Origin of the sequence: Hylemonella gracilis (genome assembly GCF_004328645.1) — a bacterium.
Taxonomy (GTDB): domain Bacteria; phylum Pseudomonadota; class Gammaproteobacteria; order Burkholderiales; family Burkholderiaceae_C; genus Hylemonella; species Hylemonella gracilis_B.
Map to the genome: position 1 here is coordinate 1,055,116 of NZ_CP031395.1, position 13,750 is coordinate 1,068,865.

At 67.1% G+C, this 13,750-nt stretch carries 13 protein-coding genes; 6 read left to right on the forward strand and 7 right to left on the reverse strand.

Annotated elements, in window-relative coordinates:
• Positions 1 to 89 precede the first annotated feature (89 nt).
• The 4 genes from DW355_RS05035 (at position 90) to DW355_RS18345 (ending at position 5,050) form a co-directional block, all read left to right on the forward strand.
• Positions 90 to 998: a LysR substrate-binding domain-containing protein gene (locus DW355_RS05035; RefSeq protein WP_131278233.1), complete on the forward strand. Its 909-nt coding sequence runs from the start codon at positions 90 to 92 to the stop codon at positions 996 to 998.
• Between the two features lie 78 nt (positions 999 to 1,076).
• Positions 1,077 to 2,012, forward strand: coding sequence for a hydroxymethylglutaryl-CoA lyase (locus DW355_RS05040; RefSeq protein WP_131278234.1), 936 nt, complete (start codon positions 1,077 to 1,079; stop codon positions 2,010 to 2,012).
• Between the two features lie 181 nt (positions 2,013 to 2,193).
• Entirely contained in the window at positions 2,194 to 3,375 is a 1,182-nt protein-coding gene (locus DW355_RS05045) for an acetyl-CoA C-acyltransferase (RefSeq protein ID WP_131278235.1), read from the forward strand.
• Between the two features lie 154 nt (positions 3,376 to 3,529).
• Positions 3,530 to 5,050: a methyl-accepting chemotaxis protein gene (locus DW355_RS18345; RefSeq protein ID WP_131278236.1), complete on the forward strand. Its 1,521-nt coding sequence runs from the start codon at positions 3,530 to 3,532 to the stop codon at positions 5,048 to 5,050.
• A gap of 61 nt (positions 5,051 to 5,111) precedes the next feature.
• On the opposite strand, the gene DW355_RS05055 is transcribed toward DW355_RS18345, so the two are convergent.
• From DW355_RS05055 to DW355_RS05080, 6 genes are all read right to left on the reverse strand, one after another.
• Positions 5,112 to 5,879, reverse strand: coding sequence for an SDR family NAD(P)-dependent oxidoreductase (locus DW355_RS05055; protein WP_131278237.1), 768 nt, complete (start codon positions 5,877 to 5,879; stop codon positions 5,112 to 5,114).
• A 69-nt stretch (positions 5,880 to 5,948) separates the two neighbouring features.
• A complete protein-coding gene (locus tag DW355_RS05060; protein ID WP_131278238.1) occupies positions 5,949 to 6,698 on the reverse strand; it encodes a sulfite exporter TauE/SafE family protein in 750 nt (249 codons plus the stop codon).
• 61 nt (positions 6,699 to 6,759) lie between these two features.
• Complete coding sequence (locus DW355_RS05065) at positions 6,760 to 7,551, reverse strand: amino acid ABC transporter ATP-binding protein (protein ID WP_131278239.1); 792 nt, start codon at positions 7,549 to 7,551, stop codon at positions 6,760 to 6,762.
• Positions 7,544 to 8,221: an amino acid ABC transporter permease gene (locus DW355_RS05070; protein WP_131278240.1), complete on the reverse strand. Its 678-nt coding sequence runs from the start codon at positions 8,219 to 8,221 to the stop codon at positions 7,544 to 7,546. Before DW355_RS05070 ends, DW355_RS05065 begins: the two co-directional genes overlap by 8 nt.
• A gap of 15 nt (positions 8,222 to 8,236) precedes the next feature.
• Positions 8,237 to 8,878: an amino acid ABC transporter permease gene (locus tag DW355_RS05075; RefSeq protein ID WP_131278241.1), complete on the reverse strand. Its 642-nt coding sequence runs from the start codon at positions 8,876 to 8,878 to the stop codon at positions 8,237 to 8,239.
• Between the two features lie 32 nt (positions 8,879 to 8,910).
• Positions 8,911 to 9,813 (reverse strand): transporter substrate-binding domain-containing protein, encoded by a 903-nt coding sequence (locus tag DW355_RS05080; RefSeq protein ID WP_165493122.1) that lies wholly within the window; start codon positions 9,811 to 9,813, stop codon positions 8,911 to 8,913.
• 53 nt (positions 9,814 to 9,866) lie between these two features.
• Here DW355_RS05080 and DW355_RS05085 point away from each other — a divergent pair, with 53 nt between their 5' ends.
• Positions 9,867 to 11,516, forward strand: a complete 1,650-nt coding sequence (locus tag DW355_RS05085) for a PLP-dependent aminotransferase family protein (protein WP_242671302.1) — start codon at positions 9,867 to 9,869, stop codon at positions 11,514 to 11,516.
• 31 nt (positions 11,517 to 11,547) lie between these two features.
• Here the strand turns inward: DW355_RS05085 and DW355_RS05090 are convergent, their stop codons facing one another.
• Positions 11,548 to 12,879, reverse strand: coding sequence for an aspartate aminotransferase family protein (locus DW355_RS05090; RefSeq protein ID WP_131278242.1), 1,332 nt, complete (start codon positions 12,877 to 12,879; stop codon positions 11,548 to 11,550).
• 164 nt (positions 12,880 to 13,043) lie between these two features.
• Here DW355_RS05090 and DW355_RS05095 point away from each other — a divergent pair, with 164 nt between their 5' ends.
• Positions 13,044 to 13,736: an HAD family hydrolase gene (locus tag DW355_RS05095; RefSeq protein ID WP_131278243.1), complete on the forward strand. Its 693-nt coding sequence runs from the start codon at positions 13,044 to 13,046 to the stop codon at positions 13,734 to 13,736.
• Positions 13,737 to 13,750: the final 14 nt, after the last annotated feature.

Here is a 13,750-nt window from a genome sequence, read left to right on the forward strand (position 1 = left end):
ACTCTAGGTCGGGTTGATGAGTATTGAAAATGATGGATATTCATGAATACCATCGACACCATCGATGAACTGCCTGGAGATTCCCCGCCATGGAGCTGCGGCATCTGCGCTATTTCAATGCGCTGGCGAGCTCGCTCAACTTCACGCGCGCCGCCGAGCGGCTGCACGTCACGCAGTCCACTCTGTCGCACCAGATCAAGCAGCTGGAGCAGGAACTGGACGTGCTGTTGTTCGACCGCGCGGCCAAGCGCGTGGTGCTGACCGAGGCGGGCGAGGCTTTTCTGCACCATGCCACCCTGGCCCTGCAGGAGATCGATCGCGGCCTGGGGGCCTTGCGCGAGAACCCGGGTGAAGTCGAGGGCGAACTGCGCATCGGTGCGACCCACACCTTCAACCTTGGCTTCATCCCCGACTGCATCGCGAGCTTCCAGCGGCGCTACGCCCAGACCCGCGTGATGGTGGATGAACTGGCTGCGGACGTGATCGCCCAGCGCCTGCAGCAGGGTACGCTGGACCTCGGCATCGCCTACCGGCCCACCGTGCCCGGGCCGCTGCAGTTCGAGCCGCTCTACCACGAGGAAATGGTGCTGGTGGTGGCGCAAGGCCATGCGCTGGCGCGGCGCAAGCGCGTGCGCATGGTCGAGCTGCACCGCCTGTCCATGGTGCTGCTGCCCGCCAGCTTCGCGACCCGGCAGATGCTGGACGAATGCTTCCGCTCCTGTGGTGCCGAGCCCCAGATCGTGGCCGAGATCAACACCCTGGCGCCCATCATGAGTCTGGTGGCCAAGACCCAGTTGGCCACGATCGCTGCGGCCGCCGCGGTGCCCGCGCATGCGGGCCTGTGCATCGTGCGGCTGGAAAGCCCGACGCCTGTGCGCACGCCCGGCATGCTGTGGTCTCCCGACAAAGGCGCCTCGGCACCGGCACGCGCTTTCTCGGCCATCGTGCGCAAGGTCGCGTTCCGTGCCAGCATGCGCGGGGTGGCGGAGCAGACCTAGGCCCGGGTGTTTGACAATCCGGCGCAGCTTCCGCCGCCATTCCATCTCCTATCCCGAGAGAGCGCAGAGAGACCCGTCATGAAACCACTACCCCAGCGCGTCAAGCTCGTCGACGTCGGCCCACGCGATGGCCTGCAGAACGAAAAGCAGTCCGTGCCGACCGAGGTCAAGGTCGGGTTGGTGCAACGCCTGCGGGCCGCGGGCCTGAGGCACATCGAGGTCACCAGTTTCGTCAGCCCCAAGTGGGTGCCGCAGATGGCGGACAACGCCGAGGTCATGCGGGGCCTGCACCGATCCATCGATGCCCCACGCGATGTGCGTTACGCGGTGCTGGTGCCGAACCTGCGGGGCTTGGACGCGGCCCTGGCCGCACCGCGCGAGGAATGGCCGGACGAGGTGGTGGTCTTTGGATCGGCTAGCGAGGCCTTCAGTCAGAAGAACATCAACTGCTCCATCGCCGAGAGCATCGAGCGCTTCGCGCCCGTGGTCGCGCGGGCGCTGGAGCACGGCATCGCGGTGCGCGGCGCGATGTCCTGCACGGTGGGCTGCCCTTACGAGGGTGAGGTCGCGCCCGAGCGCGTGGGCATGCTGGCCCGGCTGATGAAGGACATCGGCGTGCAGCACGTGGGCGTGGCTGACACCATCGGCGTGGGCACGCCGCTCAAGGTGCAGCGCGTGCTCGACGCCACGTTGCGGCACTATGGGGTGGACCAAGTGTCGGGTCACTTCCACGACACTTACGGCCAAGCCCTGTCCAACACACTCGCCAGTCTGGAGCTCGGCATCTGGCAGTTCGATGCCTCCGTGGCGGGCCTGGGTGGCTGCCCATACGCCAAGGGCGCGACCGGCAATGTGGCCACGGAAGACGTGGTGTACCTGCTGCACGGCATGGGCATCGAAACCGGCATCGACCTGGACGCGCTGATTGACGCAGGCGTCTACATCAGCGCCGCGCTGGGGCGCGAGCCGGTGTCGCGCGTGTCGAAGGCCGTGCGGGCCAAGCGCGCGGTCTGATTCGCCCGACAGCAAAGGGGCCGCAGGCCAGGGGTATCGGGTAATCCCCCTACGTAGTGCTGCGGACCCGTTCCGGTGGCTGCCATGGCCTCCCTTTCGCGGCACAATTCCGTGGCTGGCCGCGCGTTCGTGGTCTTTCCAACTTCTGTCATTCTCGCGGCCCACTCCCAAGGAGCAAACCATGTCCGATCCCATCGTCATCGTCAGCAGCGCCCGCACGCCCATGGGCGCTTTCATGGGCGACTTCGCGTCCCTCGCGGCGCACGACCTGGGGGGCGCGGCCATCAAGGCGGCCGTGGCGCGCGCGGGCATTGCGCCCGAACTGGTCAACGAAGCGATCATCGGCAACTGCCTGATGGCGGGCCAGGGCCAGGCGCCGGCCCGACAGGCGGGCTTCAAGGGCGGGCTGCCCAAGACCACCGGTTCGGTCACGCTGTCCAAGATGTGCGGCTCGGGCCTGCGTGCCGCGATGTTCGCGCACGACATGCTGGCCGCGGGCACGGCGGACGTGGTGGTCGCTGGTGGCATGGAGAGCATGACCAACGCGCCCTACCTGCTGCTCAAGGGGCGCGGCGGCTACCGCATGGGGCATGAGAAGGTCTACGACCACATGATGCTTGATGGCCTCGAAGACGCCTACGAAGCGGGTCGTGCCATGGGCACCTTCGGCGAGGACTGCGCGGCCAAGTACAAGTTCACGCGCGAAGCGCAGGACGCCTTCGCCATCGAGAGCGTCAAGCGCGCGCAGGTGGCCACGACCAGTGGCGCCTTCAAGGCCGAGATCACGCCCGTGACGGTGAAGACGCGCGCGGGCGAGACCGTGGTCGAGATCGATGAAGGCCCGGGCAAGGCCAAGCTGGACAAGATTCCCACGCTCAAGCCCGCCTTCAAGAAGGACGGCACCATCACCGCCGCGTCCAGTTCCTCCATCAACGACGGCGCGGCTGCACTGGTGATGATGCGCGAGTCCACGGCCAAGAAGCTGGGCTGCAAGCCCCTGGCCAAGGTCATGGGCCATGCCATCAATTCGCATGAGCCCGAATGGTTCACCACCGCGCCCATCGGCGCCACGCAGAAGGCGCTGGCGCGCGCGGGGTGGAGCGTGAAGGACGTGGACCTGTGGGAAGTCAACGAGGCCTTCGCCGTCGTCCCCATGGCCCTGATGGCGGAACTCAAGGTGCCGCACGAGATCCTCAACGTCAACGGTGGTGCTTGCGCCCTGGGTCACCCGATCGGGGCCAGCGGCGCGCGCATCCTGGTCACCTTGCTGCATGCCCTGCAGGCGCGCGGCAAGAAGCGCGGCCTGGCCACGCTGTGCATCGGCGGTGGCGAAGGTGTGGCGATGGCGATCGAGCGGGTCTGATCCCGGGACCCAGGGCCGCCTAAGCGTTGCGCGGCTCTCGGGATATGCGGTTGATCGGCTTCAATGCGAGCCGTTCGGCGGTCGAAAGGCGAGTTGGTGGCGTGGCACGAACCTTGTATAACGCAAGGAACGTCCACTCAGAACAAGTTTTTCCATGAAATTCAGCGCCAAACTCCTTGTCTGCGCCATGGTCCCCGCGGCGCTTTTCATCCTTAGTCTGGTCGGCAGCATCGGGGGACTGGTCTATACAAAGAACCAGTTCAGCGGTTACATCGAGACCGAACAGCGCATCAGCGAGGGCTTGCGAGAGATGTACGCCCAGGGCCTGCAGATGGGCCAGGCCTTGCGCAACATCGTGCTTGACCCGGGTAATTCCAAGGCCTACGACAACCTGGACGCCGCCCGCAAAGGCTATGAAAAGGCCTATGTGGACACGAGTGCCACGGCGCGTGGCACGGCCTTCGCCGACGGCCTGGACAAGCTGCCGCCGCTGCGTTCAGTGCATGCCCAGGCCCAGGAGCAGGTATTGGTCCTGATCAAGGCACAGTCGCCCGAGACGGCAAAATTCCTCAACAGCGCGGAGACGCCGGCCTGGCGCAATCTGCGCGGCGAACTGCTCAAGCAGATCGAGGTCGCGGGCCAGGCTGCCGCGCAGGCGCAGGCCCAGGTGGATGACCGCACCAAGCAGATGGTGTGGCTGGCCTTGTCCATGGCTGCGTTGGCAGTGGTCGTTTCCGCCACCTTCACCGTCTATCTGCGTAACATTGTGAAAAATGAGTTAGGCGGCGACTTGGGCGAGGCGCGTGAGGCGTTGACCGAAATCGCCCATGGCAACCTGGCGCACGAGGTGCCGGGCAGTGGCCATCCGAACAGCCTGATGCAGGGCCTGTCGCGCATGCAGACGGCCCTGCGCCAACTGGTGGGTTCGGTGCGCGAGGCCTCGGGCAGCATCTCCAGTGCCAGCGCCGAGATTGCCCAGGGCAACCAGGACCTGTCCATGCGCACCGAGAGTCAGGCCAGCACCTTGCAACAGACCAGCGCCTCGATGGAGCAACTGGGCTCCACGGTGCGTCAGAACGCGGTGAATGCGCAGCAGGCCAATCAGTTCGCGCAGAGCGCGTCAGCCGTCGCGGCTCAGGGTGGCGAGGTCGTGTCCCAGGTGGTCAACACCATGAAGGGCATCAGCGACAGCTCGCGCAAGATCGCCGAGATCATCAGCGTGATCGATGGCATCGCCTTCCAGACCAACATCCTCGCGTTGAACGCGGCGGTGGAAGCGGCGCGTGCGGGTGAACAGGGCCGGGGCTTCGCGGTGGTGGCCAGCGAGGTGCGTTCGCTGGCGGGTCGCAGTGCGGACGCGGCCAAGGAAATCAAGGCGCTGATCAGCGCCAGCGTCGCGCAGGTCGAGCAGGGTGAGTCCCTGGTCGATCGCGCTGGCAGCACCATGGGCGAGGTGGTGGCCAGCATCCAGCGGGTGACCGACATCATGGGCGAGATCAGCTCGGCCAGCAGTGCCCAGAGCGCCGAAGTCACGCAGATGGGCCAGGCCATCAGCAGCATGGACCAGGTCACGCAGCAGAACGCGGCCCTGGTGGAGGAATCCTCCGCCGCCGCGCTGAGCCTGCGTTCCCAGGCACAGCGCCTGGACCAGATGGTGGGCGTGTTCCGCCTCTGAGTGACCATCGGGCCCGCCTGAGCGGCCTGATGCGCAGCGCAAGACCGCTCGGTGATGTCAGTCAGGCCGGGTCGCGGTCGATGGCAAAAGCCGACCACGCCTGCCGCGTGGGCATCACTTCCAGGCGGTTGATGTTGATGTGGTCCGGCAGGGTGGCGACGTAGAAGATCTGCTCGGCGATGTCCTCAGCCGTCAGCGGCGTGGTGCCGCGGTAGAGCTTGTCGCTGGCGGCCTGGTCGCCGCCGGTGCGCACCAGGGTGAATTCGGTCTCGGCCATGCCGGGGGCGATGTCGGTCACGCGCACGCCCGTGCCCAGCAGGTCGCAGCGCAGGTTGTAGCTGAACTGCTGCACAAAGGCCTTGGAGGCGCCATAGACGTGACCGCCTGGGTAGGGCCAGCTGCCCGCCACCGAACCCAGGTTGACGATGCTCGCGCCTGCGCCCGTTTCAATCAGCTGGGGCAGCAGGGCATGCGTCACGTTCACCAGGCCCGTGATGTTGGTGTCGATCATGGTGTGCCAGTCCTGCAGAGCCGCCTTCTGCGCGGGGATGGGCGCCAGCGCCAGACCTGCGTTGTTGACCAGGCAACGCACCGGACGGAAGGCCGCAGGCAGCCCGGTCACCAGGGCCGCCACGGCGTTGGCGTCGCGCACGTCCAGCGTGGCGATGTGCACCGCGGCTTGGCCCGCCAGTTCCTTCTTCAACTCTTCCAGACGGTCGGTGCGCCGGCCCGAGAGCACGAGTGACCAGCCCGCTTGCGCGAAGCGGCGTGCCGTGGCGCGGCCGAAGCCCGAGGTGGCGCCGGTGATGAAGACGACGGGTTGGTTCATGGCGGATTTCCTGGATGCGAAAGAAGCGATGGAGAGAAAAAACAGGGACCGATTGTGCGCGGGTCGTGATCAGGGCAGCAACTGCCAAGCCGCGCGCGCGATCAGCAGCAGCGCGATCGCGCCCAGCACCAGGATGCAGATGCGCCGGTAATGGGCCTGGCCGTAGCGTTCGAACAGGCGCTGGCCCAGCAGGATGCCCACCACCTGGGCTGGTAGCGCCAGGGCCAGGTGCGGCAGGAACTGCGCGGGCATGCCGCTCAGCGCCACGACGGTGGCGAGCGAGACGATGTTCTGGCCCAGGAAGACAAAGGTCATGCTGGCGCGCGCCGTCGCCGCCGCGAAGTGGCCGCTCAGGAAATAGGCCACCAGGGGCGGCCCGCCCATGGCCGAGAAACCATTGAGCAGGCCCGAGCTACCGCCGGCCAGGGCCGTGGCCACCGGGCCGGGTGCGCGCGTGGCGCGCCAGCCCGAGAGCAGCAACAGCGCCGTGGCCAGGACGATGAGACCGATGGCCAGGCGCCCGGCGTCGGCCGGCACGCCCACCAGCAGCCAGGCCCCGAAGGGCGCGACCAGCACACTGCAGGCCAGCAGGGGTCCGACCCGGCGCCAAAGGATGTGGGGCCAGTCGCCGCGCAGGGTCTGCAGGCCCGAGAAGACCTGCAGGCCCATCATCACCGGGGCAATGGCCGCGGGCGGGAACACCAGGGACAGCGCGGGCGTCGCGAACAGCGCGGCACCGAAGCCGCTGAAGCCACGCATCACGCCCGCGGCGAAGATCGACAGGCCCACGAAGGCCAGGGTCCAGGCGGAGCCCTCCATGGCTCAGGTTTGGCCACGGCCCGAGGGGGCCGCGGCGGTCAAAACGGATCGAAACACGTGCTTACTTGATTTCCAGTTCGAGAAACTTGCGCACCCGATCGGTCTCCGGGTTCGTGAAGAACTTCTCGGGGGCGCAGCGCTCGATGATTTTGCCTTGTTCCAGGAACACCACCTGGTCCGACACGGCGCGGGCGAAATCCATCTCGTGCGTGACCACCATCATGGTGTAACCACCGCCCGCCAGGTCGCGCATCACGGCCAGCACCTCGCCCACGCGTTCCGGGTCCAGCGCCGAGGTGGGTTCGTCGAACAGCAGCACCTCGGGTTCGATGGCCAGCACGCGGGCGATGGCCACGCGCTGTTTCTGCCCACCCGAGAGTGTGTGCGGGTACTGCCCGGCCTTGTCGACCATGCCCACCCTGGCCAGCAGGGCCAGGGCCTGCTCACGCACCTGGGCCTTGGGCTTGCCCTGCACGTGCACGGGAACTTCCATCACGTTCTGCAGCACGGTGAAATGCGGCCAGAGGTTGAAGCTCTGGAACACCATGCCCGTGCGCGCGCGCATCGCCGCCAGGGCTCGGCCCGGCAGCGGCTTGCCGGTCTGGTCGTCCACGCCCATGCGCGCACCGCCGATGCGGACTTCTCCGCGGTCGGGCTGTTCCAGCCAGTTCACGCAGCGCAACAGAGTGGACTTGCCCGAGCCCGAGGAGCCCAGGATGCTGACCACCTCGCCCTTGGCCACGCTGAGGTCGATGTCGCGCAGCACCTCCACGCCATTGAAGCTCTTGGACAGGTTGCGGATGGACACCGCGGGCGTGACGCCGGGCTGCGGCAGAGGTGGGTTCTCACTCATATTCAAGTCCTCGTAGCCGTCCATGGCGCCCGAAGCGGCGCATCAGCGCGTCCACCGCGATGCCCAGCGTCCAGTAGAGCCCGAGCACCAGCACGAAGGCTTCCATGGGGATGAAGTAGCGCGAAGACATGGCGTTGGCCGCCGCAGTCAGTTCGGTCACGGTGATGATGCCCAGGAAGGAGGTGTCCTTCAGGCACATGATGAGCAGGTTGCCGCTCTCGCCGCGCGTGCGCATCACCAGCTGAGGCAGCACGATGCGCAGAAAGGCCTTGCCGCGCCGGTAGCCGTGGGCGTAGGCCGCGTCCAGCGAGCCGGGTGGCAGCACCAGGCGTGCGCCACGCAGCAGCTCGGCGTAATAGGCCGCATAGTAGACCGACAGACCGATCAGCCCCGCGTCCCAGGCTTCCAGTCGAATACCCAGCGAGGGCAGGCCGTAGTACAGCAGGTAGATGAAGATCAGGAAAGGCAGCATGCGCAGCGCGTTGATGCCCAGGCGCAGGGTGCGGCGCGCGGCGTTGTCCCGGCCTTCCAGCAGCCAGGCCAGCAGGCAGCCGAGCACGAAACTCAGCACGGCGGCGAGCACGAAGAGCAGCACCGTCGTGCCCAGTCCGCCGAGCATCAGGTCGCGGTGCTCCCACAGCGAAGTCCAATTGTTGGGCGTGTCAGACATGGGCCGGCGGTGTCCTTACATCGCGAGCCGATGCGCGTTGCGCTGCGCGAGGGCCTGCAGTTTCACCATCAGCGCAATCAGTGCCATGTAGAGCACCGCCGCCGCGAGGATGGGCGGCAGTGGCTCGTAGGTCACTGCGGCGATGCGGTTGGTCACGCGCGTGAGGTCCACCATGCCGATGACGGCGATCGCCGGGCTGCCCTTGACCAGGAAGGTCATTTCGTTGATCAGGCCCGGCATGCTGGTCACGGCCATCTGAGGCAGCATGATGCGGTGGAAGGCTTGCAGCCGCGTCATGCCGCAGGCGAGAGCCGCTTCCAGCTGCTCACGCGAGAAGCCCCGGAAGGCCGAACGCCAGACCTCGGCGTTGAATGCCGAGGTGTTGATGGTCAGCGCCAGCACGGCGGCGACTTCACGGTTCAGTGACAAGCCCATCTTGGGCGAGGCCAGGAAGATGAAGAGCACCAGTGTCACCAGGGGCGTGGCGCGCGCGAAGCTGATCCAGGCGGCGAGCAGCGGGTCCAGCAGCGGCACGCGCGCCATGCGCAGCAGCGCCAGGCCCAGGCCGATCACCACGCCCATGGCAATGGCCAGACCCGAGGTCCAGGCCGTGACCCAGGCCCCGGCGAACAGCATGCGCCAGGCTTGTTCGTCCATGGTGTTGGTTCAGGTTCCCAGTCGTCGTGGTCTTACATGCCGGCGAGCTTCTTGAATTGCTCGTAGTTGGTGATGGGTTCGGTGGGCAGGGCCGGGAAGGCTTCGCCGAACCACTTCTTCTGCAGCTCGGCCAGGCGACCGCTCTTGCGCAGCTCGCCCATGAATTCGGTCATCAGCTTGAGCAACTCGGGGTTGTTCTTGGGAATGGGCCAACCCGCGAAGCCGCCGCCGGAAACGGCCACGCCCTTGGCGAAGACCTTGGGCTTGGCTGCCACGATGGTGTTGGCCGGCACCACGGCGTCGATCACGTAATCCAGGCGGCCGTTGGCGAGGTCGGCCATGGCTTCGGGGTAGGAGGGGTACTCCACCACCTTGCCCAGCTTGCCGCCGACCTTGGTCAGCATGGCTTCCAGCTCGGGCAGGCGCGCCAGCAGGGCGCTGCCCGCCTGCACGCCCACGGTCTTGCCCGACAAGGTGGGGATGTCGCCCAGGCTCTTGTCGCCCGCGCGCTTGATGTAGAAGTGCTGGGCCGAGGCGAAGGGCGGCGTGAAGTTGAAGACCTTCAGGCGCTCTTCCGTCACCAGCGCGCCGGTGTAAGCCATGTCGTACTGGCCCGCCGCGACGGAGGCAAGCAGGCCCGTCCAGGGCAGGATTTCCTGCTGGACCTTGACGCTCTTCTTGGCCATGAATTTCTGCAGGTCGACCAGCATGTCGGCGTGGAAGCCCACCGGCTTGCCGTCCTGGATGTAGTTGAAGGGCTGATAGTCGTCCTCGGTGGCGACCTTGAACACGCCTTTCTTCTGGATGTCGGCGAGGTCGGCATGCGCCGACAGGGCCGCCGCAGAGAGGGCCAGGACCACCGCCAGCGTGCGGGCGATGGAACGCGCGGCGGCTTGGAAGGAGGCGGGAACGGAAGAAACAGTCAGGGGGGCCATGGTTGCTCCGGTCGGTCGTTGAAGGATGACCGGATTCATGCAAGGTTCGGGCCTTGGGCCACACCGCGCACCCAGGCAAGCGGGCGGCGATGGTGACAGTTGCGCAAGCTGCCTTGGCCAGTTGCCGCGTGGCCCGCGCTGCCTGGGCCTCGGCAGCCCGCGCCAGCTTTTTCGGGTACGCCCCTTGCTTGAAGCTGGATGTGATCGACCACTACTTCCACCTGGACTTCGAGCGCACGCGGGGCTTGCAGGAGCAGTTGCGCGAGGCCTTGGTGGATGCCATCTTGCACGGAGCCTTTCCACCCGACGAGCCCCTGCCTTCCTGCCGCGACCTATCGCGCCAGCTTTCGGTGGCGCGCAACACGGTGGCCCTGGTTTACGAGAGTTTGTTGGAAAAAGGTTTCCTGCAAAGCCGCCCACGCAGCGGTTATTACCTGCACCCCGACTACCGCGAACTGGCAAGCGGCCCACAGGGAGGGGCCGTTTCGGGCGCGGTCAGCGTCGAGGCCCATGACCCGGCAGCGGGCACGGCACGCTCCCCAAGCTGGGGCGCACGCATCCGCCAGCCGGCCGGGCCGCGCCAGGGCATCCTGCGGCCCAGCAACTGGCGGCAGTTCCAGTACCCTTTTGCCTATGGTCAGGCCGATCCCGCCTTGTTCCCCGCTGCGGCTTGGCGCCGTGCGGCGCGCGAGACGCTGCAATCGAAAAGGCACCGCGACTTCTGGATCGGTGACGCGGTGGACCAGGATGACCCCGAACTGATCACGCAGCTGCGCACCCGGGTGCTGCCCAAGCGCGGCATTCAGGCTGCGCCGGGTGAAATCCTGGTCACCCAGGGGTCGCAGAACGCCCTCTACCTGCTGGCGCGCCTGCTGATGGGGCCGGGCGTGCGCGTCGGGCTGGAGAACCCGGGCTTTCGCGACGCCTGGAATGTATTTGCCATGCAGAACGCCGATATCTCCCTGCACGCGGTGGACGGGCACGGCCTCTGCCTCGACGAAGGACTCGCCGATTGCGACTACGTCTACATCACGCCCAGCCACCAGGTGCCCACGGGCGTCACGCTCAGCGCCGAGCGGCGCACGCAACTGTGGCAACAGGCGCACCTACGCGACCAGGTGCTGATCGAGGACGACTACGATGCCGACCTCGATCTCTCCAGCCACCCGCCGCCCGCGCTCAAGGCGGCGGACCGGCATGGCCGGGTCATCTACCTGAGCAGCTTTTCCAAGAGCCTGGGCCCGGGCCTGCGCCTGGGCTACCTGGTGGCCGACGAGGAACTGGTGCGTGAGCTGCGCGCCCTGCGCCGTCTGATGCTGCGCCACGCGCCCCTGCCTGCCCAGCGCCTGTTGGCCCGCTTCCTGGCCGAGGGGGATTACGACGCGCACCTGCGTCGCTACCGCGCAGCCCACGCGCGCAAGCACGACGCGCTGCGCCACGCCATCGAGCAGCACCTGGACGGTTGCGCATGTGCAGGGGGCTCAGGAGCGTCGGCATTCTGGCTGCAAGCGCCTGAAGCCGTCAGCGCGCAGAAGCTGGCCTGGGCGGCCTCGCGCCGCAGCGTATTGATCGAGCCGGGCGCGCCCCATTTCTTCGACAACCATCCGCCGGACCGGCATTTCCGTCTCGGCTTTTCCGCCATCAGCGCCGAGCGCATCGCGCCGGGCATCGAGTTGCTGGCGGATGTGATGGCGCGGGTGTAGCCTGTTCTCGCCTGCAGGATTGCGACGAGGTTTAAATTTTCCCGTGCTCCGTCAGCACCTCGTCCAGGACCGACAACGCTTGTTTCACCTGTTCCCCGTCCACGATGCACGGCGGGGCGAGGTGAAAGCGGTTTTCCACCGCGAAAACCAGCAGGCCCCGGCGCAGCGCGGCGGCCTTGAGTTCAGCCAGGCGCGCGGGCGGCAGCGGCGTACGCTTGACGGGGTCGCTCACGAACTCCAGCGCCCAGAACACCCCCTTGCCGCGCACCTCGCCAATGATGGGGTGGCGCGCTGCCAGCGCCTTCACGCCCGGGCCGAGGTGGTCTTCGCCTATGCGGCGCGCGTTCTCGACCATGCCTTCCTCGGCCATGGCGTCCAGCGTGGCGATGACGGAGGCCATGGCCAGCGGGTGGCCGGAGTAGGTCAGGCCGCCGGGGTAGAAACGGTTCTGGAAGAAGTCGCTGATCTGGTCTGAGATCATCACGCCGCCCACGGGCACGTAACCCGAGTTCACGCCCTTGGCGAAGACGACCAGGTCGGGTTGGACGTCGAAGTGGTCCAGCGCGAGCCAGGCGCCGGTGCGGCCGAAGCCGACCATCACCTCGTCCAGGATCAGCTGAATGCCGAACTCGTCGGCCAGGGCGCGCACGCCCTTCAGGTAGTCCTGTGGCGGCACCAGCACGCCCGCCGTGCCCGGAATCGATTCCAGCAGGATGGCCGCGATGCTGGCCGGGCCTTCGGCCTCGATCACGCGACGCAGGTGGCGCAGGGCGCGCTCGCACTCCTCGGCTTCGCTCGTCGCGTTGAACTCGCTGCGGTAGAGGTAGGGGTTGAAGAAGTGCACGTGGCCGCGCGCGTATTCGTTGGGCACGCGCCGTGCCTCGCCGGTGGCGACGATGGCCGAGCCCGTGTTGCCATGGTAGGAGCGGTAGGCCGAGAGGATTTTGTCGCGGCCCGTGTACAGGCGCGCCATGCGCATGGCGTTTTCGTTCGCGTCGGCGCCGGCGTTGGTGAAGAAGATCTTCTTGAAACTCCGAGGGCCGGACTTGGGTGCGCGCGCCAAGATGCGTTTGGCCGCCTCACCGCGCACCGCCGTCGAGTTCGAGGGCGCGAGTGTGCACAGCAGCCCGGCCTGATCCTGTATCGCCTTGACCACCTTGGGGTGCTGGTGACCGATGTTGGTGTTGATGAGCTGCGAACTGAAGTCCAGGAACTGGTTGCCCTCGTAGTCCCAGAGCATGCAGCCCGCGCCGCCGGCGATGACCAGGGGATTGAGCTGGCTCTGTACCGACCAGGACGACAGCACCAGCTCGGTTTCGAGCTGGCGTACGGCGGCGTTGTTGAGTGGGGCGGCTGCGTTCATGGGTCGGGCTCCGGGGCGGTGGGGTGATGGGCGGGGCCATCCGGGTTCGGGGATGGGGCGACTATGGCGCGGGTGCGGCGTGGGTCTTAGAGCCAGTTGCACGCGACGCGCTGGCCAGATCGCCATCGGTCCCTCACGGACGCGTGCTGGCTATGATCGGCCGCATGGAAATCGAGACGATGAATTACGAGGCGGTGTTGTTTGACTGTGACGGCGTGCTGGTGGACAGCGAACCCATCACCAACGGCGTGTTGCGCGACATGCTGGAGGAGCGCGGCTGGTCGATGACCCAGGAGGAATGCGAGGCGCGTTTCATCGGTCGCGCAGTGCGTGAGCAGCGCGCGGAGATCGAGGCGCGCACGGGCCTGCCTTTCACCGAGGACTGGCTGCACTCCTTCTATGCGCGGCGCAACGCAGCGCTGGAGGCCCGGCTCACCGCCATCGCGCACATTCACGAGACCGTGGCGCGGGTGCATCGCGCCTGCCAGGGACGCATGGCCTGCGCCTCGGGCGCGGACCGAGGCAAGGTGGAGCTGCAGTTGCGCAAGGTCGGCCTGTACGACTATTTCGAAGGGCGCATCTTCAGCGGGCATGAAACGCCACGTTCCAAGCCCCACCCCGATGTGTACCTGGCCGCCGCGGCCGCATTGGGCGTGGCCGCCGAAGGCTGCGCCGTGGTGGAAGACACGGTGGCGGGCGTCCAGTCCGGCGTGGCGGCGGGCGCCCGTGTGTTCGCTTACGCGCCGGTGCTCGTGGACGCGGGACGGCATGCCGTGCAGCAGGCCGCCCTGCTGCACGCCGGCGCGGCGCAGTTGTTCACCGACATGCGCGAACTGCCCGGCTTGCTGGCCCGCTGAACCCATGATCCGCC

Coding starts and splice junctions, on each gene's coding strand:
- DW355_RS05095 (WP_131278243.1), top strand. CDS start 13,044: ATGGAAATCGAGACGATGAATTACGAGGCGGTGTTGTTTGACTGTGAC.
- DW355_RS05040 (WP_131278234.1), top strand. CDS start 1,077: ATGAAACCACTACCCCAGCGCGTCAAGCTCGTCGACGTCGGCCCACGC.
- DW355_RS05075 (WP_131278241.1), bottom strand. CDS start 8,878: ATGGACGAACAAGCCTGGCGCATGCTGTTCGCCGGGGCCTGGGTCACG.
- DW355_RS05065 (WP_131278239.1), bottom strand. CDS start 7,551: ATGAGTGAGAACCCACCTCTGCCGCAGCCCGGCGTCACGCCCGCGGTG.
- DW355_RS18345 (WP_131278236.1), top strand. CDS start 3,530: ATGAAATTCAGCGCCAAACTCCTTGTCTGCGCCATGGTCCCCGCGGCG.
- DW355_RS05045 (WP_131278235.1), top strand. CDS start 2,194: ATGTCCGATCCCATCGTCATCGTCAGCAGCGCCCGCACGCCCATGGGC.
- DW355_RS05060 (WP_131278238.1), bottom strand. CDS start 6,698: ATGGAGGGCTCCGCCTGGACCCTGGCCTTCGTGGGCCTGTCGATCTTC.
- DW355_RS05090 (WP_131278242.1), bottom strand. CDS start 12,879: ATGAACGCAGCCGCCCCACTCAACAACGCCGCCGTACGCCAGCTCGAA.
- DW355_RS05070 (WP_131278240.1), bottom strand. CDS start 8,221: ATGTCTGACACGCCCAACAATTGGACTTCGCTGTGGGAGCACCGCGAC.
- DW355_RS05080 (WP_165493122.1), bottom strand. CDS start 9,813: ATGGCCCCCCTGACTGTTTCTTCCGTTCCCGCCTCCTTCCAAGCCGCC.
- DW355_RS05035 (WP_131278233.1), top strand. CDS start 90: ATGGAGCTGCGGCATCTGCGCTATTTCAATGCGCTGGCGAGCTCGCTC.
- DW355_RS05055 (WP_131278237.1), bottom strand. CDS start 5,879: ATGAACCAACCCGTCGTCTTCATCACCGGCGCCACCTCGGGCTTCGGC.